19 protein-coding genes are annotated in these 21,510 nt (G+C 48.1%); 8 read left to right on the top strand and 11 right to left on the bottom strand.

All coding sequences use genetic code 11. From position 1 onward, the window contains the following. Window positions 1-35: 35 nt before the first annotated feature. The 3 genes from A3K86_RS10585 (at window position 36) to A3K86_RS10595 (ending at window position 3,873) form a co-directional block, all read left to right on the top strand. Window positions 36-1,049, top strand: a complete 1,014-nt coding sequence (locus tag A3K86_RS10585; protein WP_068330863.1) for a Fe(3+) ABC transporter substrate-binding protein — start codon at window positions 36-38, stop codon at window positions 1,047-1,049. A 158-nt stretch (window positions 1,050-1,207) separates the two neighbouring features. Then, window positions 1,208-2,839: an ABC transporter permease gene (locus A3K86_RS10590; RefSeq protein WP_068330864.1), complete on the top strand. Its 1,632-nt coding sequence runs from the start codon at window positions 1,208-1,210 to the stop codon at window positions 2,837-2,839. After that, complete coding sequence (locus A3K86_RS10595; protein ID WP_068330865.1) at window positions 2,836-3,873, top strand: ABC transporter ATP-binding protein; 1,038 nt, start codon at window positions 2,836-2,838, stop codon at window positions 3,871-3,873. Before A3K86_RS10590 ends, A3K86_RS10595 begins: the two co-directional genes overlap by 4 nt. A gap of 92 nt (window positions 3,874-3,965) precedes the next feature. Here the strand turns inward: A3K86_RS10595 and A3K86_RS10600 are convergent, their stop codons facing one another. After that, a complete protein-coding gene (locus A3K86_RS10600; RefSeq protein WP_068330866.1) occupies window positions 3,966-4,574 on the bottom strand; it encodes a TetR/AcrR family transcriptional regulator in 609 nt (202 codons plus the stop codon). A 214-nt stretch (window positions 4,575-4,788) separates the two neighbouring features. On the opposite strand from A3K86_RS10600, the gene hpt reads away from it, so the two are divergent. Beyond that, window positions 4,789-5,334, top strand: a complete 546-nt coding sequence (hpt, locus tag A3K86_RS10605; protein WP_198160419.1) for a hypoxanthine phosphoribosyltransferase — start codon at window positions 4,789-4,791, stop codon at window positions 5,332-5,334. Between the two features lie 71 nt (window positions 5,335-5,405). Here hpt and can read toward each other — a convergent pair whose 3' ends face one another. Beyond that, window positions 5,406-6,062 carry a carbonate dehydratase gene (gene can / locus A3K86_RS10610; protein ID WP_068330868.1) on the bottom strand — a complete coding sequence of 219 codons (657 nt, stop codon included), beginning with the start codon at window positions 6,060-6,062 and terminating at the stop codon, window positions 5,406-5,408. Between the two features lie 151 nt (window positions 6,063-6,213). Between can and A3K86_RS10615 the strand changes: the two genes are divergently transcribed. Beyond that, the gene (locus tag A3K86_RS10615) at window positions 6,214-7,143 is read left to right on the top strand and encodes an ABC transporter ATP-binding protein (protein ID WP_068330869.1); all 930 of its coding nucleotides are present in this window, start codon (window positions 6,214-6,216) and stop codon (window positions 7,141-7,143) included. Beyond that, entirely contained in the window at window positions 7,140-7,910 is a 771-nt protein-coding gene (locus tag A3K86_RS10620; RefSeq protein WP_068330870.1) for an ABC transporter permease, read from the top strand. The genes A3K86_RS10615 and A3K86_RS10620 overlap by 4 nt, the downstream gene beginning before the upstream one ends. Window positions 7,911-7,990: 80 nt before the next feature. On the opposite strand, the gene panC is transcribed toward A3K86_RS10620, so the two are convergent. The 8 genes from panC to thpR form a co-directional block, all read right to left on the bottom strand. After that, the gene (panC, locus tag A3K86_RS10625) at window positions 7,991-8,872 is read right to left on the bottom strand and encodes a pantoate--beta-alanine ligase (RefSeq protein ID WP_068330871.1); all 882 of its coding nucleotides are present in this window, start codon (window positions 8,870-8,872) and stop codon (window positions 7,991-7,993) included. Window positions 8,873-8,881: 9 nt separating this feature from the next. Beyond that, complete coding sequence (gene panB, locus A3K86_RS10630; protein WP_068330872.1) at window positions 8,882-9,676, bottom strand: 3-methyl-2-oxobutanoate hydroxymethyltransferase; 795 nt, start codon at window positions 9,674-9,676, stop codon at window positions 8,882-8,884. A 27-nt stretch (window positions 9,677-9,703) separates the two neighbouring features. Beyond that, the gene (gene folK / locus A3K86_RS10635; protein ID WP_068330873.1) at window positions 9,704-10,189 is read right to left on the bottom strand and encodes a 2-amino-4-hydroxy-6-hydroxymethyldihydropteridine diphosphokinase; all 486 of its coding nucleotides are present in this window, start codon (window positions 10,187-10,189) and stop codon (window positions 9,704-9,706) included. Next, on the bottom strand, window positions 10,186-11,616 hold the full coding sequence (pcnB, locus tag A3K86_RS10640; RefSeq protein WP_084406565.1) for a polynucleotide adenylyltransferase PcnB: 1,431 nt from the start codon (window positions 11,614-11,616) through the stop codon (window positions 10,186-10,188). Before pcnB ends, folK begins: the two co-directional genes overlap by 4 nt. A gap of 40 nt (window positions 11,617-11,656) precedes the next feature. Continuing rightward, window positions 11,657-12,559 (bottom strand): tRNA glutamyl-Q(34) synthetase GluQRS, encoded by a 903-nt coding sequence (gene gluQRS, locus A3K86_RS10645; RefSeq protein WP_068330874.1) that lies wholly within the window; start codon window positions 12,557-12,559, stop codon window positions 11,657-11,659. A gap of 118 nt (window positions 12,560-12,677) precedes the next feature. Beyond that, complete coding sequence (gene dksA / locus A3K86_RS10650; RefSeq protein WP_068330875.1) at window positions 12,678-13,127, bottom strand: RNA polymerase-binding protein DksA; 450 nt, start codon at window positions 13,125-13,127, stop codon at window positions 12,678-12,680. A gap of 129 nt (window positions 13,128-13,256) precedes the next feature. Beyond that, window positions 13,257-13,967, bottom strand: a complete 711-nt coding sequence (gene sfsA, locus A3K86_RS10655) for a DNA/RNA nuclease SfsA (protein ID WP_068330876.1) — start codon at window positions 13,965-13,967, stop codon at window positions 13,257-13,259. A 57-nt stretch (window positions 13,968-14,024) separates the two neighbouring features. Continuing rightward, window positions 14,025-14,735 (bottom strand): RNA 2',3'-cyclic phosphodiesterase, encoded by a 711-nt coding sequence (gene thpR, locus A3K86_RS10660; protein WP_162844323.1) that lies wholly within the window; start codon window positions 14,733-14,735, stop codon window positions 14,025-14,027. A gap of 74 nt (window positions 14,736-14,809) precedes the next feature. Between thpR and hrpB the strand changes: the two genes are divergently transcribed. Together hrpB and mrcB are read left to right on the top strand one after the other, a co-directional pair. Continuing rightward, on the top strand, window positions 14,810-17,281 hold the full coding sequence (hrpB, locus tag A3K86_RS10665; RefSeq protein ID WP_068330878.1) for an ATP-dependent helicase HrpB: 2,472 nt from the start codon (window positions 14,810-14,812) through the stop codon (window positions 17,279-17,281). Between the two features lie 98 nt (window positions 17,282-17,379). Further along, entirely contained in the window at window positions 17,380-19,809 is a 2,430-nt protein-coding gene (gene mrcB / locus A3K86_RS10670) for a penicillin-binding protein 1B (RefSeq protein ID WP_084406568.1), read from the top strand. 88 nt (window positions 19,810-19,897) lie between these two features. On the opposite strand, the gene A3K86_RS10675 is transcribed toward mrcB, so the two are convergent. After that, window positions 19,898-21,154, bottom strand: coding sequence for an HD-GYP domain-containing protein (locus A3K86_RS10675; RefSeq protein ID WP_068330879.1), 1,257 nt, complete (start codon window positions 21,152-21,154; stop codon window positions 19,898-19,900). Window positions 21,155-21,510: the final 356 nt, after the last annotated feature.

Below are 21,510 nucleotides of genomic sequence, written 5' to 3' on the forward strand. Positions count from 1 at the left end.
TGTTATCATTTTACTTTTCGTTAAGGGATGAATAAATGAAAAAGCTGTTAGCTTCGGCAATTTTCTGTGCTTTGGCAGCACCTCAGGTAGCAACTGCTGCTGAAGAAGTGAACGTATACTCTTACCGTCAACCATTCTTGGTTGAGCCAATGTTTAACGAGTTCACAAAAGAAACGGGCATTAAAGTAAACGTGAAGTTTGCGAAAAAAGGCCTTGCAGAAAAACTTCAACAAGAAGGTGAGTACAGCCCTGCTGACGTGATCCTAACAACTGATATCAGCCGCTTGGTTGAGCTAGTAGATAAAGGTCTAGTACAAGCTGTTGACAGTAAAGTGATTGAGCAAAACGTGCCAGCTCAATACCGTGACAACGAAGACGAGTGGTTTGCGCTAACACTACGTGCTCGTAATGTTTATTCATCTCGTGACCGTGTAGGTCGCCTACCAGCTGAGTTTGACTATGCTGATCTTGCTAAGCCTGAGTGGAAAGGCAAGATTTGTACTCGCTCTGGTAAGCACCCATACAATGTATCGCTAGTGTCTTCGATGATTGCTCACCACGGTGAAGCTGAAGCGAAAACATGGCTAGAAGGTGTGAAAGCCAACCTAGCTCGCAAGCCGCAAGGTAACGACCGTGCGCAAGTAAAAGCGGTGAAAGAAGGTCTGTGTGATCTAGCAATCGGTAACAGCTACTACCTAGGTAAGATGGTTAACGATGACAAGCAAAAAGCTTGGGCTGAAGCGGTTTACATCAACTTTCCTGGTCAAAAAGCCAACGGCACTCACGTTAACGTAAGTGGTATGGCAATGGCGAAATACGCGCCGAACAAAGACAGCGCACAAAAGCTGATGGAATTCTTAACGGGTGATAAAGCCCAGCAAATGTACGCTGAAGTGAACTATGAGTACCCAGTGAAAGATGGCGTTAAGCGCTCAGAGCTAGTGGCATCTTGGGGCGATTTCGATGCAGACAAGCTATCACTTGAGAAAGTGGCGGAATACCACAACACAGCAATCAAACTTCTGGATGAAGTGAAGTTTGACTTGTAATTGAGTGAGTTAAAAAGTGGGGCGTTATGCCCCATTTTGTTTTTGCTTTAAGTGTATGGCTGGTCGACTTGAATTTGGATGGTATCCAACGAGTGAGGGATCATACGTGTTTACTAAATGAGTAATGAGTCAGATGAGATTACGCTAAGTAGTTGGCAATGAGAGAAAAGTTTATATTTTGGCGAACCAGCAGTTGGGGGCTTTCCCTGCTGCTGGTTTTGCCTATTTTAGCGATCTTCATTACGGCGATGGGTGAAAGCGACGATGTGTTTGCTCACCTGATGAATACCGTAATGACAACCTACACCGCCAATACGTTTTGGTTGGTGGTAGGGACTTTAGTATTGGCATTGTTGTTTGGTTTACCCTCGGCGTGGATCATGGCAATGTGCCGCATTCCCGGTGAGAAGGTGTTGCAGTGGTCTTTGGTACTGCCACTTGCGATGCCGGGTTATATCGTGGGTTATATCTATACCGACTGGTTTGATTATGCCGGTCCGGTACAAATCTTCTTACGCGATACCTTTGGTTGGCACAGCGTGCATGATTATTGGTTTCCAGATATCCGCTCTTTAGGTGGCGCTTGTTTTGTATTGGCGCTAGTGCTTTACCCTTACATCTACTTATTGGCTCGCGCTGCCTTCATGGAGCAAAGTGTCAGCCTATTGCAATCGGCACGCTTACTGCGCTGCTCGCCATGGGAAAGTTTCCGTCGAATTTCACTGCCGTTAGCCCGTCCATCGATTGCGGTCGGGATGTCGCTGGTAGCGATGGAAACCCTGGGTGATTTTGGTACTGTGAGCTATTTTGCGGTGAACACGCTGACAACGGCGGTGTACGATACTTGGCTTGGGTATTCCAACCTTAATGCAGCGGCAAAAATCTCAGCCATTATGCTGGTGGTGATCTTTTTGTTGATCAGTGCCGAGCGTTTTAGTCGTCGTAAACAAAAGCTGTTTCAGCAGCAGTTTGAACACGGGGATGATGTTCGCTATACCTTAATTGGCGCGAAGAAATGGTGTGCGGTTGTGTGGTGTTGGAGCCTAGTGGCTATCGCCTTCTTGTTCCCGATTTTGCAGTTGGGTTATTACGCTTTTCATTACTTTGCTGAGAGTTGGACCACTGAATTTCAGCAATACAGCCTTAACAGTTTGTTTGTTTCTACTGTTGCAGCTTTGCTGGCTGTACTACTGGCTCTGGCAGTGAATTTCTATCATCGCCTTGATAGCCGTACCCAAACCACGGTACCTCTGCGCATTTCATCGCTGGGTTATGCGGTACCGGGCACTGTGCTTGCGATTGGAGTGATGATCCCGCTAACTTCGGCGGATCACTTAGTCAATGATTTCGCTCGTGACTGGGGATTAGGGCGTCCGGGGTTGATCTTCTCGGGCACCATGGTGGCAATTATCTTTGCGTTTGTGGTGCGCTTTGCGGCAGTGGCAATCGGTAGTGTTGAAAGTAGCTTGGCGAAGATCCCACCGTCGCTAGATATGGCATCAAAAACCATGGGCTATGCATCAACCTCGATGTTACGTCGGGTACATTTACCCTTGATCCGTCGTGGTTGCCTGATTGCAGGGCTATTGGTGTTCATCGAGTCGATGAAAGAGCTCAATGCCGCGCTGTTATTGCGTCCGTTTAATTTTGAAACCTTGGCGACCTATGTTTTTAATTTCGCCTCAGATGAGCAGCTGGAGTTAGCTGCGTTGCCGGCAATATTGCTAGTGGTGGTGGGGTTGATCCCACTGGTTATGGTTAACCGTTCCTTGGAGCAAAAGCACCGATGAGTCATGCATTATCCGTTAAGGATTTAACTTGCCGCTACAATGGTCAGGCGGTACTAAAGAACCTTTCTTTACCTGTTGAAGATAACGAAATTGTTTGTCTGCTGGGAGCCAGTGGTTGCGGTAAAACGACCTTGCTGAAAGCCATTGCCGGACTGCTGCCTTTAGAGAGCGGGACCATGCATATTCATGGTCGCACCATTGCCGATGACAGCACTTGGTTGCCACCAGAAAAACGCAATATTGGGATGATCTTCCAAGACTACGCGTTGTTCCCACACCTCACTGTGGCGCAGAACATAGCCTTTGGTTTACGGGATTGGGATAAGTCTCGGGTTGAGCAAAAAATTCAGCAGATGCTGGAATTGGTGCACCTCAATGGGTTAGACGATCGTTATCCGCACCAATTATCGGGTGGTCAGCAGCAGCGAGTGGCGATTGCCCGTGCACTAGCGTGCGAACCGGATTTGATCTTACTCGATGAACCTTTCTCTAATATCGACACCCAAGTACGCCATGGGATGATCAAGGACATTCGTGCGATTTTCAAAAAGCAGGGCGTCACCGCGATTTTCGTGACTCACTCGCGTGAAGAGGCGTTTGCGTTTGCCGACCGTATGGCGGTAATGAATAACGGGGTGATCGAGCAATTTGGTACCGCGACCGAGCTTTACTATCGTCCGAGTAGCCGTTTTGTGGCTGAGTTCTTAGGAAGCAGCTCTTACTTACCCGCTCAGATCCAGCAAGGTTCGCTGACAACCCCTCTAGGGGAAGTTAACTTAAGTGCTGAGCATGCTTACGATGATAAGAGTCAGGTTGAATGGTTGCTCCGACCACAAAACCTCTCGGTGCAACCTGATAGCGAAGGGCAAGGTGTGATTGCTGAGCAACAGTTTATGGGCGATAGCTGCCGTTATACGGTCGAGCTTGAGGGGCACCGTTTAGTGGTGAACTCTAATTTGCTATTAAAAATTGGTGAGAAAGTGGCTGTGATGGTAGAACCACACGAGCCTGTTCTGTTTGCCGCGACGGCTTAGACTCTTTGCTATAGATGATTAGTCGTTAAGGTTAATTGCAATAGATAAAACAAAGCCGATACCCATGGTATCGGCTTTCTTTTGGTTCTGGATCAGGCTTCTGCATAAATGGTCGCCAGATATTGCTTCGCTTCTGCGTACATGAGCTCTTGATCTGGGTGCAGGTTTGAATGCAAGTACAGCACATAGCAAATGCCGTGAAGCAAACCACAAAGTTGTTTAGGGTCTCGGTCGGCAGTGATTTCACCGTTCTCAATCGCCTGTTCAAACATTTCAGTGATCTGTTTTAAACTTTTTTTGTTGCCCGTAATAAAGTGTGGCCAGATGTCTTCACGTACCGAAGTACTCCATTCGAACCATACTTTTAACCAGTCTTTTTGCTCAATGACAGCATCAATGAGGTTATGAGAAATGCAATTTAACCGTGCCGAGAGGGTTTTATCCGCCTCACCAAGGCAATGGTTAACTAGAATATTAAACTGGCTTTCGACTTGAGAAAGCACTTCTTCAACTAGTGCCTCACGGGTTGGAAAGTAATTAAACACGGTAGCAACTGAAACATTAGCCATTTCTGCTATGTCTGCATGACCAGCACGACCAATACCACGACGCGCAAATACGTCTAACGCATAATCCAAAAGTTGCTGTTTACGTTTTTCTGGTGAGAGACGGGTGCGTGTTTTTTTGGTGATAGTATCCATATTAGCTTAAATCCCTAGCCTAAGTATTTATAAAATATATTTATTTGTTTTGTTTAATAACTGTACAGGAGCAACCAAAGGGGTTCAAACGAGATCTTGTCTAAGTGTGTCGTATAATTGACACTATTGATAAAATAACGTTTGCGTGAAAGGAATGGTACAATGCCATTCTTTGGATACTGGTCTATACACGGCGTTGCTTGCTGCCGTGCTAATGGAGAAAAAGATGAAGCACACCGTTGAAGTTATGATTTCTGAGCAGGATGTTCAGGCACGTGTTAAAGAGCTAGGAAAGCAAATTACCGAACACTACAAAGATTCTGAAAACTTGGTCATGGTAGGTCTACTACGTGGCTCATTTGTGTTTATGGCTGATCTAGCACGTGCAATCGAGCTGCCGCACGAAGTCGACTTCATGACTGCTTCAAGCTACGGTAATACGATGGAAAGTTCGCGTGATGTTCGTATCCTGAAAGACTTGGATGACGATATCAAAGGTAAAGATGTTCTACTTGTTGAAGACATCATCGATACGGGTAACACCCTAAGCAAAGTGTGTGAAATCCTATCTATCCGTGAACCAAACTCAATCCGTATCTGTACGCTACTGGATAAACCAGAGCGCCGTGAAGTACACGTAGACGTGGATTGGTTCGGCTTTAGCATTCCAGACGAATTCGTTGTGGGTGTCGGCATCGACTACGCACAAAAATACCGCCACCTACCTTTCATTGGTAAAGTGGTTCCGCAAGAAGATTAATTCTGCGCGAGAGAAAAAAGCGACCTTAGGTCGCTTTTTTAGTATTTGGGGGATTGTTGCTTGAAAGCGAGTTAGGCTTGGCTACTCGGTAGGATAGATTCCATAGAAGAAACATAGTTTGCTTCAAGTGATTCGCGGCTAGTTGATGTCATGCCAAGGTCACGAAGAACGCCGTTATCAATACCGTAGATCCAACCGTGGATCTTCACTTTCTGACCACGTTCCCATGCTTGTTGCATGATGGTCGAGTTACCTAGGTTGTAGACTTGAGAGGCCACGTTGATTTCACATAGCTTATTGTCACGATCTACTGGCGACATGCTATCTAATACATCGCGATGATTAAGGTATAAATCACGGATGTGAAGTAACCAGTTGTTGATAAGACCCAATTGTGGGTTTTCAACCGCAGCAGAAACGCCGCCACAACCGTAGTGACCACAAATAATGATATGACGTACTTTTAGTACATCAACCGCGTATTGAACGACGGATAAACAGTTAAGGTCGGTATGAATTACTTGGTTGGCAACGTTACGGTGAACGAAGAGTTCACCAGAGACTAAACCTGTTAGGCGTTCTGCAGGAACGCGGCTATCAGAACAGCCAATCCATAAGTATTCAGGGTGTTGTGCTTTCGCGAGATGGGTAAAAAACTCAGGTTTCTCTTCCTTGATATTTTCAGACCAAGAAAGGTTATTTGCGAATAGTTGCTTGATATCTGCCATGACTGTGCCTTCTTTGATACATTCCCTACTATACACGTACAGTGCTGTTAGCAAATCGGATTAGTTACCTAATACCGTTTAATTATTAGTATTTTTATCAATTGCTGCTGAGAGCAAATGTTGTAAATTTTTAACATAAAGAGCGCATTATATGAACGCTTTAGAGATAAAAAATTTAAATAAGACTTACAAAGGTGGTGTTAAGGCACTGAAAAATATGAACCTTTGTGTTAAGCAGGGTGATTTTTTTGCATTGCTTGGTCCGAACGGGGCAGGTAAATCGACCACCATTGGGATCATTAGCTCCTTGGTAAATAAAACCTCGGGCGATGTGTCGATTTTTGGTTTTGATTTAGAAAAAAATATTGTTGAAGCGAAAAATCACTTGGGATTGGTACCGCAAGAGTTCAATTTCAACCAGTTTGAGACCGTTGAACAGATCGTGGTAAACCAAGCGGGTTACTACGGTGTTGAGCGCAGTGTCGCTAAAGAGCGTGCTAAGAAGTATTTGTCGCAACTCGATTTGTGGGAAAAGCGCAATGAGCGTGCCCGTAATCTTTCGGGTGGGATGAAGCGTCGTTTGATGATCGCACGAGCTTTGATCCACGAGCCTAAGCTGTTGATCCTCGATGAGCCAACCGCAGGGGTTGATATTGAGTTACGTCGCTCAATGTGGGCTTTTCTTCGTCAAATCAACGAAGAAGGCGTAACGATCATTCTGACTACTCACTACCTTGAAGAAGCGGAAATGCTGTGTCGTAACATCGGGATTATCAATCATGGTGAGCTGGTGGAAAACACCAGTATGAAAGAGTTGCTGAGTAAGTTGGAAGTTGAAAGCTTTATCCTTGATGTCAAACTTAATGGCAATAAGCCAGAGCTTAACGATATCAAATGGCGCTTGCCTGATAACCATACTCTGGAGATCGATATTCAAAAAGGGATGGGACTGAACAAGATTTTTGCTCAATTGACCGAGCAGGGGATCGAAGTGTTATCGATGCGTAATAAGGCCAACCGCCTGGAAGAGCTGTTTGTCACCCTAGTGGCACAAAGTGAAGCACGAGGGAGCAAAGCATGAGACACCAATATTGGATCGCATTTAAAAGCCTGATCAGCAAAGAAGTGAACCGTTTTGCCCGTATTTGGGTGCAAACAATGGTGCCACCAGCCATCACCATGACCTTGTATTTCATTATCTTTGGTAGCTTGATCGGGAGCCGGATCGGTGAGATGAATGGCTTTAGCTACATGGAATATATTGTGCCGGGATTGATCATGATGTCGGTGATCACTAACTCGTACTCCAACGTGGCCTCGTCGTTTTTCAGTGCTAAGTTTCAGCACAACATCGAAGAGTTGTTGGTGGCGCCAGTGCCAAACTACATCATCATTGCCGGTTATGTTGGCGGTGGGGTGTTACGTGGCTTAGGGGTCGGCTTTATCGTGACTATGGTGTCGCTGTTCTTTGTTGATCTGCAAATCGCTCATCTTGGGGTGATTGTGGCTACTGTGTTACTGACCTCGATCTTGTTCTCGCTGGGTGGTTTGATCAATGCGGTTTACGCCCGTACTTTTGATGATATCAGCATTATCCCGACCTTTATTCTTACGCCGTTAACCTACCTTGGTGGGGTGTTCTACTCTATCAGCTTATTACCGGAATTTTGGCTAGGTGTTTCCAAGCTAAACCCTATAGTCTATATGGTTAATGCGTTCCGTTACGGCTTCCTTGGGGTGTCTGATGTGGGTATTGGTACTTCGTTCACTGTACTGATGGTGTTCATCGCAGGTCTATACGGTTTTGCTTATTACCTGATCTCACGAGGTATTGGTCTACGTTCGTAGAGCGATTACCCTTTAAGCAATAAACAAAAAGCCCGCAAGCGTGATGCTTGCGGGCTTTTTAGTATCTAGCTTGCGCGGTTTTATTCGGTCGCTTCAGCAGCCGGTTGTGGTGGCGTTAGCTCAACCACTTGGTTATCGATCAAGCGCGCTTTACCTAAGATTGCTGACATTAGGATCACCGCTTGCTTGGTCTCTTCCGTTACCGGTTGCAGGGTTGCCGCATCACGAATGAAGCTTTCATCTGGCTGTAAGCCTGCTGCGCGTAGTTGGTCGTTAGCGTCAACCACCAGCTCTGCGTAGTCACTACGACCGCCACGCATTTGGCTGCTTACCCAACGCATAGTACGCGCTAAAACAGGCGCACGTTGGCGTTCATCAACCGTTAGGTAACCATTGCGAGAGCTCATTGCTAAGCCGTCCATTTCACGTACCGTTGGTACGCCAATGATTTCGATGTCCATCGCCATGTCTTCAACCATTTGGCGAAGTAGGGCCAGCTGTTGGTAATCTTTTTCACCAAAGCAAGCAACGTCAGGTTGCACAATGTTGAACAGCTTAGTCACAACAGTCGCCACGCCACGAAAGTGACCAGGGCGAACTGCGCCTTCTAGCATTTGAGATAAGCCAGGAACTTCAACAAAAGTATGGCGATCCAGGCCTTGAGGGTACATTACATCCGGTGTAGGTGTGAAAACCAGATCAACCCCTTCACCGTTTAGCTTGGCAAGATCGTCTTCCAAGGTGCGCGGGTAATTGTTGAGGTCGTCGGCTTTATCAAATTGCATAGGGTTAACAAAAATGCTCACCACTACCACATCAGCGTGTTCACGAGCCTTGCGAACTAGAGTGAGGTGGCCTTCATGCAGATTGCCCATAGTGGGAACAAAAGCAATACGGCGGCCATCGCGGCGCCAGCTACGTACTTGTTCTCGAATTGGACTGATCTCATCGAATGTCTGCATTGTAATTCCTTACTCAAAAGTATGCTCAGAACCTGGGAAGGTTCCAGCTGCTACCTCTTCAATGTATTTAGTAACAGCAGCACGCATTTCACCGGTCTCTGCTAAGTAGTTCTTAGAGAAACGCGGAATATAGTTAGCGGAAATGCCGAACATGTCGTGCATAACCAGAATTTGACCATCGGTCGCATTACCTGCGCCAATACCGATAACAGGGACTTCGACCGCATTGGTGATGCGCTCAGCTAGACTGGCTGGTACACACTCTAGCAAGATGATTTGCGCACCCGCATTTTTCAGCAGAATAGCATCTTTTACCATTTGCTCAGCGTGGTCGGAGTCACGTCCTTGCACTTTGTAACCACCAAAAATATTAACTGACTGCGGGGTCAGTCCCAGATGGGCACAAACAGGCACGGCACGTTCGGTCAATTTTGAGACGGTTTCCGCCAGCCAGGCGCCGCCTTCGAGTTTTACCATGTTAGCACCCGCACGCATTAGCTCTGCAGCACTTTCGCAGGCTTGCTCTGGGGTGCTATAGCTCATAAATGGCATGTCAGCCATTAAGAGGGCATTCGGGCTACCAGCGCGTACACAGCGCGTGTGGTAAGCAATGTCAGCCACGCTAACAGGTAGCGTATCGGGTTTGCCTTGAAGTACCATGCCAAGGGAATCTCCCACTAGCATGACCGGCATTTCTTGTTGCTCGAATAATTGAGCGAAACTCGCATCGTATGCGGTCACAGATGCAAACTTACGACCTTCTTGCTTCCATTTCATCAGGTCGTTAATGGTGATTTTTTTCATTGTCTCTCCCTCTTTCCCCTTGATGGGTTAGTCTGCCCAGATGGACAAACCGTTACGGTCTACTTCTGCCAGCAGTGTTTGCAGCTTTGTCTGGTCAGGTAGTACCAAATCAGGGGCTATTTCAGCTAGTGGGTAAAGTACAAATTCACGTACTTTCATCCCATAGTGCGGTATGGTTAACCGTTCGCAATGATGCTCGAGATCCCCGTACAGGATGATATCGAGATCTAAAGTTCGTGGCCCCCAACGCTCTGCTTTACGCACGCGACCGTGCTCTAGCTCGATCTTTTGGGTGCAATCGAGCAAAGCAAGCGGTGACAGGTCAGTATCAACCGCAACAACGGCATTGACGTAGTCCGGTTGATCTTGAGGACCCATCGGTGTACTGCTGTACAACGACGAAGCAGCAACAACCTTGATGTTTGGTTGTTGCTTTAAGATTTCAATGGCGCTTTTGGCTTGGCTTAGCGGATCGCTTAAGTTACTGCCAATCGCGATATAAGCTCGGATCATGATGATTTAGCTTGTGGTTTGCGACGACGTTGGTGTGGACGACGGCGACGCGGACGACGGTTACCGCCACCACTGCCATCATTCAGCTGTTGCACCATCTTGTTACGTTTTTGGTTATCCACTTGCTGGAATTCCTTCCACCACTGGGCCAAGTCGCGTAAATCGTCATCTTCGAAGTGGCTGCGCATTTCTAGGAAGTCATACGAAGCACGGAACTTCGGATGTTCCATCGCTTTGAACGCACGTTTACCGTTACGACGGCTTAAACGTAGCTGTTGCTGCCAAATGTCACGCACTGTCGTGGTGTGACGACGTGGGATCGCAATGGATTTCACTTGTTCGTCAAGAATATCGTTCGCTGCCACCATGAATGCGTCGTAGTACGCTAGGCCGCTGGCAAACGCGATTTCTTCAGCGCGAGTGGTCATTGGGTACCACAGCATGGCTGCGTACATGAAAGCAGGATTAACACGTTGGTCTTTTGCCAAACGCTTATCGGTTGCTTTCAAGATGAATTCGATCATCTTCTCGGTGTTGCTGCTGTTATCTTCGGTGAAGTGTTCACTCAAAATAGGGAACAGCTGCTGGAAAAGATTGTATTCGCGCAGAAGTTTATAAGTTGCGTAGCCTTGACCCGACTGTAGCAGCTTTAAGCTTTCTTCAAACAAACGAGCAGCAGGGATATCACGCAGTAACGTTGATAGCTCGTGAATTGGCTCGGCTGTTTTTGGCTCAATGGTCATATCAAGCTTGGCAGCGAAGCGAATCGCACGCAGCATACGTACTGGGTCTTCACGGTAACGGGTTTCAGGATCGCCAATCAGGCGGATCACGCGATCGTTAAGATCTTGAACGCCGTTGGTGTAATCGGTTACCGAGTAATCATCAATGTTGTAGTACAGGGCGTTGATGGTGAAGTCACGGCGTTCCGCATCTTCATCAATAGAGCCGTAAACATTGTCGCGTAGCAGCATGCCTTCTTGGCTTTGTGCTGATACCGCTTGTTTCTTGTTGCCTGTTTGCGGGGCGGGCTTATCCGAGTGGTGACCTCGGAAGGTTGCCACTTCAATAACATCACGACCAAACAAAATGTGCGCCAGACGAAAACGGCGGCCAATCAGGCGGCAGTTACGGAACAGTTGCTTGATTTCTTCTGGTGTCGCATTGGTCGCGATATCAAAATCTTTTGGTTGTTTGCCAAGTAAAATATCACGCACACCACCGCCAACAAGGTAGGCGTCATAGCCCGCTTTATTTAGGCGATATAGTACTTTCAGCGCATTCTCGCTGATATCTTTACGTGAAATGCCGTGTTCTTGGCGTGGAATAATGTGCAAATCTGGTTCCTCGGTACAGCGAGTACTATTGTCAATATTCAAGACCTTACGGCAAAAACTGGCGACTCGATTAAAAATAACACACCCCATTTTTGTGCATCGGATTCAACAAACAGCCGCATATCATATATCACAGCTCATCATTTTTGAATGGCATCGTGATTGCTGTTGATTTTGGCAGCTTATCTAGTTGCCAGTTTTGGACACCCCAGTTAAGGATATCGGTCAGGCTTGCGTCTTGTAATGCTGGCGCTGGTGCCAGCCCTAAAAAGTCCATCGCGGCTAATAACGTCGGCTTGGGAGCTCGCTTATCAATCGCGGGCGCGTGGTTTTGCTTAGAGAGCTTGTTACCATTTTCAGTGACAGCTAGCGGTAAGTGCAGGTAGCGCACTTTAGGTTGACCTAATTGGCGGTACAAGTCGATTTGACGTCCGGTTGGCTCAATCAAATCTGCACCACGGACGACCTCTGTTACGCCTTGCTCTATATCGTCCAACACGACGGCAAGGTTGTAGGCAAATAAGCCGTCGCGGCGGTGAATAATAAAGTCTTCTTGCGCCAGTGCCAACGGAATGCTGATGTTGCCGTGCAATAAGTCGTTGAACTCGGTGACCGGGTTATCCACTTTCAGTCGTACCGCGCAGCCATCTGCAGGTAAGTGCAAGTCACGACATGTGCCAGGGTAGTAACCGCCTGCGGCTTTAATTTGCTTGCGGGTACATTGGCAATAGTAAGCTTGATGCTCGCTAAGCCACTGATCAATTTGGGCTTGGTACGCCTGATGACGCTGACTTTGGTACATGACACTGCCATCCCAATGCAGGCCGTAAGCTTCTAATGTCCGTAGAATATCATCCGCCGCCCCGGGCATTTCGCGTGGGGGATCGAGATCTTCCATTCGCACGAGCCACTTTCCTTGTTGGGATTTAGCTTGTAAGTAGCTGCCAAGAGCGGCGACTAATGAGCCGAAATGGAGTGGGCCAGAAGGCGAGGGCGCAAAGCGTCCGACATAACCAAAGGTATTACTGATCATAAGGTGCTGGTTGTTGCCAAGTCGAAATTGTCTCAGTGTTTGTGGTGGCGAGGTTTGCCACTACAAATGAAAGAGGGAGCTGACGCTCCCTCTTACAGTGGTAGAAATACGTATTGTATTAGCCAGCCATCTGCTTTTCTTTGATCTCTGCAAGTGTTTTACAGTCGATACATAGTTCGGCTGTTGGGCGAGCTTCAAGACGGCGGATACCGATCTCGATGCCGCACGAATCACAGAAACCAAAGTCATCGTCTTCGATGCGTTGTAGCGTTTTCTCGATCTTTTTGATCAGTTTACGCTCACGGTCACGGTTACGAAGTTCAAGGCTGAATTCTTCTTCCTGAGCAGCTCGATCGACAGGATCTGGGAAGTTTGCTGCTTCGTCTTGCATGTGGTTTACAGTGCGATCAACTTCTTCACGAAGCTGGTTACGCCATGCTTCAAGAATCATAGTGAAGTGCTTTAGCTGCTCTTCACCCATGTACTCTTCACCAGCTTTTTCCTGGTAAGGCTCAACCCCAGCAATAGCCAGGATGCCTAGCGATTTTTTAACGTTGCTCTCTGGCATATAGCTTCTCCTAATATACCTAATAACCGTCACTGGTTAATTTTGGGCGGTATCTATAGCAGAAAGGGTAGTGGGTGGCAATTACTGCACATATTCAATTTTATACCAATGTGAAGAAAGCATCATTTTTCACGTTAGGTGACTAAATTGTATACAAGTGTGTAACTTGATCGCCTGCTCGCTTAAATCGGCTTTATAGCAGATGATCTCAACGCCGGCCTGTTCTGCCTGTTTAATCAATTGATGATAGTCCGGGTCTATATGGTGGGCGGCTGCGACGTTTTCAATACCTGAATGCAAAATTGCGAAAAAAAGTACTGCGCGTTGCCCGCTCTGAGCCACTTCCATCAATTCTCTTAAATGCTTTTGCCCTCGGGTTGTGACTGCATCTGGGAAATAGCCACGGCCATTTTCCAGCAGTGTGACACTCTTTACTTCAATATAGCAGGCAGGTTTAGAGTCATCCTCTAATAAAACATCTATCCTGCTGTTTTCACTACCATACTTTACTTCTGTGCGCAGAGAGGAATAACCGTTTAGTTCTGTGATATCGCCATTGTTAATGGCTTCTACCACCAATTTATTGGCTTGCGCGGTGTTCACACAAATCCAATGACCGGCCGGTGTTTGCGTAAGCTCCCAACTGTTTGGGTATTTACGTTTAGGGTTGTCCGAAGTCGAGAACCACACAGTGCTTCCCGGCTCGGCACATCCAGTCATTGCACCTGTATTGGCACAATGAATAGTACGAATTTCACCATCTGGCAATTTTATATCGGCTAAAAAACGTTTATAGCGCTTGATGAGCTGTGCCGATTGGAGAGGCTGAGCAAACTTCATGGTTGGGTTCCTGAGCTGACAAATTTATTGGTGACAGGTCGAGATCATTTTGCATGGTTATGCATCCGACAATAAGGACCATTGTTGGAGGCAACGATAACGAAGCTGAGGTTGACCTGTCTTTATCTGCTCAGAAATATACAGCCCAAAATGGCGAAAGTGAAAGGTCAAATCAGGGGCGAGTGAGTGCGGCATGCTGTGAGGGGCTTGTTGTGAGCGATGTTTGACATACTTATAAAGAGGGGAAGATAAAGGCGCAGAGGCGTGATGGGGTTTATCACTTTGTGCCAAATGGGGAGCGGCTGTTAACGATGGTTGCCACTGTGGCAGTGATTGTACTCGTTTTCGCAGCGTGATGTGTGGCACATATTGACGCTCAAGTTGATGTAATCCCGTTTGTTGGGCGCTGTGCTGAAGCTGGGTAGCCAGTTGGGTTAACGCATCAGGGTAATACTGACACCCTAGCCACAGCACGCGGCTTTTATGCCAAAAGCCAAGGGTATTGCAGCGCAGAGAAAAGGTCGGCACCTTGATTTGGTTCGCTGCTGCGATGATATGTTGTTTTTGTGCGGCGGTGACAGCGCCAAGAAACGCCAAGGTAATGTGTAAGTTGGCGTTGGGTACAGCGCGCCCAAGTTGCTCGCCATTGGTGGTTAATGAAGGGTGCGGCAAGTCGCGATTAAATCGCTGTAATTGCCTAAAGCCTGGGTGGTTTTCGACCGTATCCAGCCCGAGTGCAAAAAAGAGTCGTTCCGTGTGTTCACTCATTTGACCTCTGTATTTGGTGCCATACAATGGCGACATGCACTTACCTTCTTAAATCATGACACAAGGTTTTTACATTGTCACAGCTGCCCATCGATGCCGTTATTCCTGAGCTTATCAGTCACCTTTCTAATCATAGCCAACTGATCTTAAAAGCCCCTCCGGGCGCTGGTAAATCGACTCGCTTACCTTTGGTGTTGCTGCAACAAGCTGTGGTAACGGGCAAAATTGTGATGCTTGAACCTCGTCGTTTGGCAGCACGCAATATTGCCAACTACCTTGCGGCTCAATTAGGGGAAGAGGTAGGGCAAAGTGTTGGCTTGCGGATGCGTGGCGAAACCAAGGTGAGCAATGCCACCAAGTTGGAAATTGTTACTGAAGGGGTGATGACCCGGATGCTGCAACAAGATCCTGAGCTAGATGGCATTAGCCTGCTGATCTTTGATGAATTCCACGAGCGTAGTCTTCATGCAGATACTTCACTGGCGTTGGCGCTCGAAGTGCAAGAGGCGCTGCGTGACGATCTTCAAATCTTGGTGATGTCGGCTACCCTTGATGAGCAAGCACTTACCTCTTTATTGCCGCAAGCGAGCTACACCGAATCGCAAGGGCGCTGTTTTCCTGTGAGTTATCAATATCAAGCTGTACCGGATGATCGCGATTGGTTGGCTGGCATTGAGCGTGCCATTCGCCAGTTACTGAGCCAAGAGTCGGGCTCGATGTTGGTGTTCTTACCGGGCGCGGGTGAAATTAAGCGCTTGGCAGAACAACTGAGCGAGGGGATGGCTGATAATGTGTTGGTGTGCCCGCTATACGGTCAACTCAATGGTAAACAACAGCAACAAGCGATAGCGCCTGCACCGCAAGGTCAACGCAAAGTAGTATTGGCGACCAATATAGCTGAAACCTCGTTGACCATCGAAGGTGTCCGCTTAGTGGTGGATTGTGGCTACGAGCGGGTTGCTCAGTGGGATCCGAAAACGGGTATCAGTCGGCTGGAAAAAGTGCGTATTGCCCAATCATCTGCTGAGCAACGTGCTGGTCGTGCGGGGCGTTTAGAGGCGGGGCTTTGTCTGCGTTTATACAGCGAAGAGCAATTAACCCGTCAGCCTGCAACGCCAAAACCTGAAATCTTACGCGCCGATCTCACCAGCTTAGCGATGGAGCTGGCACAATGGGGCTGCCAGCAAGCCGATGATTTACAGTGGTTAGATTTACCGCCTGCGATTGCATTGCGCCAGTCACAAGCGTTGTTGCAGCAACTTGGCGTGTTGGATAGTCGCTTGCAGTTCACCGAATTTGGTCAAACAGTACAAAGCTTTGGTGCAGAGCCTCGTCATGCCGCCATATTGGCCTTTGCCCTGCAACACGATAACTCAGCGCAAGTGACTGCGGCTATGCTGGTGGCCTTATTGGAAGAGCCACCGCGCGGCGCGAATAATCCTGATCTTCATTTCCAATTGAGCTTGCTTGAAAGCGGCAAGCTGGCGCGCGCGACTCAATATCTTCAACGTGCCCAACAGCACTTTAATAAGATGACGCCAGGCTCGGTGAGCCAATGGCGGGTAAGTCGCGAATGGTTAGCCCCGCTGTTAGCGGCTGGTTTTCCAGACCGTATTGCTTTATCACGCAGTGGGGATGGTCGCTATCAATTAGCGAATGGTCAGGGTGCAATGCTACCTGCAGATGAGCCGTTGGCTGACAGTGAATTACTGGTCGTGGTGGATGTGGTTAAAACCCGTCAGGGTGATAGCCGTATCTTTTCAGCTGCGGCTGCCGATAGTGACCACTTACAACAGTACCTGCCGCGCTTGTTCTGCGAGCGAGAATGGTTGGATTGGGATGATAACAAAGGTCGCCTGACTGCTGAGAAGCATTGGTGTTGCGGTAAGTTGATTTTAAAACGCCAATCTGTGGGGGAGCCTGATCCGGCGAAAGCCAGCCAAGCCTTGGTTAATGCGATTCGTCGCAAAGGGCTCGGCGTTTTAAATTGGAGCGCCAAAGCAGAGAGTTTGTTAGTACGTGCTCGCTGCGCTGGCGAATGGTTACCAGAGCTTGCTCTGCCTGCACTTGATGAAGCCAGCTTGTTGGCGCAAGCCGAGGAATGGTTACTGCCCTTTATGAATGGAATGACGAGCTTAAAAGCGTTAGCCAAGCTCGATGTAGCCCAAGCGTTGGAAGCGTATTTAGGGTGGGATAAAACCCAAGTGCTAGAAGCCGCATTACCGACCCATTATCAAGTACCGACTGGCTCGCGTTATCCGATCCGTTATCAGGTGGGGCAACAACCTGTATTGGCGGTGAAATTGCAGGAAATGTTTGGTGAGCAACGCTCGCCAATGATCGCCAATGGTAAGGTGGGTTTGGTGCTTGAGCTACTATCGCCTGCTCAGCGTCCATTGCAAATCACCCAAGATCTGGCGGCGTTTTGGCAAGGCTCTTACCATGACGTCAAAAAAGAAATGAAGGGGCGATACCCTAAACACCCGTGGCCGGATGATCCGGCGAACCATGAGCCGACTCGTAAGACCAAGCGACAACTGCAGTAATTGCTTTAGGAGCAATTGTTTTCGTAATACGCAATGCGCGTAGCGTTGTCACGGCAATGAGCCTGAATGGCAGTGGGACAGAATTTAAGTTGAAAAGCATGAAAGAATTAACGGTGCGAGAGGCGGCGCAAGCGCCAAAAGGCGGTAAGCGTAAGACGCCGACGAAAGCCGACGCAAAAACCGAAGGAAAAACAAGGCGCAAGACTACTAAGAAGCCGGCGGCTAAACGCAGTGGGCGTAAAAAAACGACCCGCAAGAAACGCCAACCCTCTACTTGGTGGCGAAAGCTGTTGGGCTTTGGCATTAAGCTGGTGATTGTCGTTTTTGCTGTGGTGCTCTTGGTCGGGATCTATCTCGATACTGTGGTGAAGAATAAATTTGAAGGGCAGTTGTGGAACTTGCCTGCGGTAGTCTACGGGCGAGTGCTCACCCTGCAACCGGGGCAGGTTGTGACCTTGGATGAAGTTCGTCGTGAACTGGATTTATTGCAATACCATAAAGTACGCACTCCGCAGCGAGCGGGAGAGTATTCGTCTTCGTCGACCCGTATTGAGGTGATCCGTCGTCCGTTTGAATTCGATAACGGGATGGAAGACAAACGTCATGTGATGCTGACTTTCGATGGGAATAGCCTCAAGAGTATTCACGAAGTGGCGTCTAAGCGTCAGCTCGGCTATATCCGTATCGAGCCTAAAATGCTGGGGATGATTGGGGCAACTGGGCGCGAGCAGCGCATGTTCCTGCCACGAGAGCAGTTCCCGGAAGTGTTGGTCGATGCTTTGCTGGTGACCGAAGACCGTGACTTTTATCAGCACGATGGCGTGTCGCCGTTGGCAATTGTGCGTGCCTTGTTTGCTAACTTGAAAGCAGGGCGCACTGTGCAAGGCGGCAGTACCTTAACCCAGCAGCTAGCGAAGAACCTCTTCTTATCGCAAGAGAAAACCTTGTGGCGTAAGTTGCGGGAAGCCTATATCGCTTTGATCTTAGATTATCGCTACAACAAAGATCGGATCTTGGAAGCTTACCTTAACGAGATCTATCTTGGACAAAATGGTGGCAAAGAGGTACACGGTTTTGCCCTTGGAGCTCGCTTGTACTTTGGTCGTCCACTGCAAGAGCTGCGTATCGATCAGCAAGCCTTGCTGGTGGGATTAGTAAAAGGACCGTCGTACTACAACCCATGGCGTAACCCTGAGCGTGCTCGTGCTCGTCGTGACTTGGTGCTGCGCCTGATGATGGATAACGGCACCTTAGACGGTAAACAATACGAGTTGGCAGCGTCGCGTCCGTTAGATGTGCAAGCCAAGCCGCGTATTTCGACTCGTCAGCCCGCGTATTTCCAGCAGTTACAACGTGAACTACGCGCTAAAGTAGGAGATAACTTTACCCCTGGGGTCGGTTTACGAGTGTTCAGTACCCTTGATCCGTTATCGCAGCGTGAAGCTGAGAAAATGGTGAGCAAGATGGTGCCTCAACTTAACAAAAAAGCCCGAGTCGATGTTGAGACCGCGCTGGTTGCGGTAGATCGTGAGAGTGGTGAAGTGCGTGCGATGATCGGTGGCAGCCGTCCGGGGTATGCGGGCTTTAACCGTGCGCTTGATGCTAGCCGTCAAATAGGCTCTTTGGTTAAGCCTGCGATTTACCTAGCCGCGCTGCGCCAGCCTGAGCGTTATAGCTTAGCGAGCACCATTGATGATAAACCGATTGTGCTCAAAGGCAGTAAAGGTACCCATTGGAAGCCGCGTAACTATGACCGTAAATTCCGTGGCCAAGTACCGCTTTACTATGCGCTAGCGAAGTCACTCAATGTGCCGACTGTTAACCTTGGTATGGCTGTGGGCTTGGATCAAGTGATCAATACCATGGTGCAACTTGGTGTTGATCGTAACGAGTTGCCGAAGTTGCCATCTATGTTGCTCGGAGCCTTTACCTTAACGCCGTTTGAAGTGACCCAGATGTACCAAAGTATCGTTAGTGGTGGTCGTCGTGCAGAGTTAACAGCGCTGCGCTCTGTGGTCGATCAGCAGGGGATTTTGTTATACCAAAACTATCCGAAAGCAAAACAAGTGGTGCCACAACAAGCGGCGTGGCTGACTACCTACGGAATGAAGAATGTAGTCAGCCAAGGTACTGCTCGTTTCTTACAGCCTCAGTTTGGTTGGGCGGCATTGGCGGGTAAAACGGGCACCACGGATAAGAACCGCGATAGTTGGTTTGTCGGTGCGGATGGGCGTGAAGTGGTTACCGTCTGGGTTGGACGAGACGATAACAAGCCCGTGAACCTGACGGGCTCGTCGGGCGCATTGCGGATGTACAGCCAATACATGAAAGCGCGTCACCCTGAGCCACTGCGGTTGAGCTGGCCAAGTAAGATCTCGACCGCGAAATATCACCGTCAGCCGGATGGAACCTTCAGCTTTGATTGTCAGGGCGAACAGTCGCTGCCTGTGTGGGATAACAAAGGACAGCTCAAAGCTCGCTGTGAAGCAGGGGCTTCTGGCTGGGTGAAAGAGATATTTAGCTGGTAGTGACAGTGACGCAAGATAGCAAAACGGCTTATCTGAAAAGGTAAGCCGTTTTTTTAGCTGTGATAAATGCGTTTAGTGAGCCGATAGATTAATCATCAGGATCAAAATAGAACGAGATCCGTACCCGAGGGTTTAAGTAATCGTACACATGCTCAGGGAGTTTATTTGGCGAGACTGCTCGCTCGATTTTCAACTCACCTTCTTCTAAATCAATGATCGGCGCTTCGTTCGACGGTACCGTTGGATCGTACAGCAGCACATTAGGGTGGAGCAGGCTATTGGTATTAACCGAAATCACCAACCCCAATTGCTGGTTCGATAACTGGACCACACTGCCCGGTGGGTAAACGCCCATGAGCTTGACCAATAGCGCCATGTATTCGTTGTTGTACTGATCTTTTTTGTTTTTGAACAGGTACGACAGTGCGCTGTAAGGGATCCGAGCTTTGCTTGGGTCTTGAGGGTGGCACAAGGTGTCGTAGGCATTCACTACCGCGACCAGTTGGGCGCAATTATCAATCTCGTCGCCTTTTAACCCTTGTGGGTAACCTGAGCCGTCCACTAACTCGTGGTGCTGATCGAGTATAGGCTTAGACGCTTCTGGGAAGGTATCAGCGAGATTTGCCAGCTCAAGGCTGTACTTGGTATGCAAACGAAGGTAATTCTCTTCAGGCTGCGTTAGCGGCGTTGTTTTACGCAGGATAGCTGTTGGGACTTTCAATTTACCCATATCGTGGAAGAGGGCGCCCAGTGCAATGTTTTTAATCGCCTCGGCAGACATACCGTTTGATTTGGCGAGCATCATTGAAATGATGGCGACATTGAGCGAGTGGAAGTAAATGTCTTCATGCTCTTTTTTGTCGTTCATCAAGTGCAATGCGACGTTGTCAGATTCCATCAAGGCGTCGACCATGGTGCTCACCAAGTCGTGCGCTTCTTCAACCGCGTTTAAAGGGCGGCTTTTGATTTTACTCACAATTGAGCGCAGCTGAGATAGCGAACGAGAAAAGTTCTTTTCACAACGTTGTACTCTGAGCTTGTAGTTTTTTAGGTGCTCAATACGGCGCTGTTTCTCTTGCCACAGTTTTTCGGCTTGCTTATCGAGATATTGGCTTTCTTGCTCTGAGATCGCTTCAGGTTGGCTATCCGGTGCTAAAGGCGTGGTATCGCTTTTTTCCGGGATCAGGTATACGTACTTGAGGTTCAAGTTCTTGATCAAGCGAAGCTGCTGTTTATCTTTGATTTTAAAGTGGTTCAGCAGGAAGGGATGTTCAGTCCATTGAAGCGGTAACTTGACGTATAAACCGATAGTCAAGCGATCTACCGCCAGTTTAATATTTGCCATGATAAATAGAGCAACCAGTTAAACAGCAAGCAAGACGATGGTTCGTCTTAATATTATGGTGTGTGCTGTTGTAATATTTTGTAATGGTACGGCTAACTAGCACAAAGTTGTGATGACATTATGTCACTGTGCGTAATGATACCAGCAAGCTAACTGCTCACAAATATTAATCATTTAGCATAACTGGCGTAAAAGCACATTCTTTGATTGCAATCTAATGCGCTGGTTTGCGGTAGAAAAGATAAAAAAAAACCTCATCCGAAGATGAGGTTTTTTAAAGAATGGTGCCGACTACCGGAGTCGAACTGGTGACCTACTGATTACAAGTCAGTTGCTCTACCTACTGAGCTAAGTCG

Source organism: Photobacterium jeanii (genome assembly GCF_001650345.1).
Lineage (GTDB): Bacteria > Pseudomonadota > Gammaproteobacteria > Enterobacterales > Vibrionaceae > Photobacterium > Photobacterium jeanii.

Bases quoted from the DNA above. Each gene is read 5' to 3' on its own strand.
- A3K86_RS10585 (WP_068330863.1), top strand. From the start codon at position 36: ATGAAAAAGCTGTTAGCTTCGGCAATTTTCTGTGCTTTGGCAGCACCT.
- A3K86_RS10590 (WP_068330864.1), top strand. From the start codon at position 1,208: ATGAGAGAAAAGTTTATATTTTGGCGAACCAGCAGTTGGGGGCTTTCC.
- A3K86_RS10595 (WP_068330865.1), top strand. From the start codon at position 2,836: ATGAGTCATGCATTATCCGTTAAGGATTTAACTTGCCGCTACAATGGT.
- A3K86_RS10600 (WP_068330866.1), bottom strand. From the start codon at position 4,574: ATGGATACTATCACCAAAAAAACACGCACCCGTCTCTCACCAGAAAAA.
- hpt (WP_198160419.1), top strand. From the start codon at position 4,789: ATGGAGAAAAAGATGAAGCACACCGTTGAAGTTATGATTTCTGAGCAG.
- can (WP_068330868.1), bottom strand. From the start codon at position 6,062: ATGGCAGATATCAAGCAACTATTCGCAAATAACCTTTCTTGGTCTGAA.
- A3K86_RS10615 (WP_068330869.1), top strand. From the start codon at position 6,214: ATGAACGCTTTAGAGATAAAAAATTTAAATAAGACTTACAAAGGTGGT.
- A3K86_RS10620 (WP_068330870.1), top strand. From the start codon at position 7,140: ATGAGACACCAATATTGGATCGCATTTAAAAGCCTGATCAGCAAAGAA.
- panC (WP_068330871.1), bottom strand. From the start codon at position 8,872: ATGCAGACATTCGATGAGATCAGTCCAATTCGAGAACAAGTACGTAGC.
- panB (WP_068330872.1), bottom strand. From the start codon at position 9,676: ATGAAAAAAATCACCATTAACGACCTGATGAAATGGAAGCAAGAAGGT.
- folK (WP_068330873.1), bottom strand. From the start codon at position 10,189: ATGATCCGAGCTTATATCGCGATTGGCAGTAACTTAAGCGATCCGCTA.
- pcnB (WP_084406565.1), bottom strand. From the start codon at position 11,616: ATGGGGTGTGTTATTTTTAATCGAGTCGCCAGTTTTTGCCGTAAGGTC.
- gluQRS (WP_068330874.1), bottom strand. From the start codon at position 12,559: ATGATCAGTAATACCTTTGGTTATGTCGGACGCTTTGCGCCCTCGCCT.
- dksA (WP_068330875.1), bottom strand. From the start codon at position 13,127: ATGCCAGAGAGCAACGTTAAAAAATCGCTAGGCATCCTGGCTATTGCT.
- sfsA (WP_068330876.1), bottom strand. From the start codon at position 13,967: ATGAAGTTTGCTCAGCCTCTCCAATCGGCACAGCTCATCAAGCGCTAT.
- thpR (WP_162844323.1), bottom strand. From the start codon at position 14,735: ATGAGTGAACACACGGAACGACTCTTTTTTGCACTCGGGCTGGATACG.
- mrcB (WP_084406568.1), top strand. From the start codon at position 17,380: ATGAAAGAATTAACGGTGCGAGAGGCGGCGCAAGCGCCAAAAGGCGGT.
- A3K86_RS10675 (WP_068330879.1), bottom strand. From the start codon at position 21,154: ATGGCAAATATTAAACTGGCGGTAGATCGCTTGACTATCGGTTTATAC.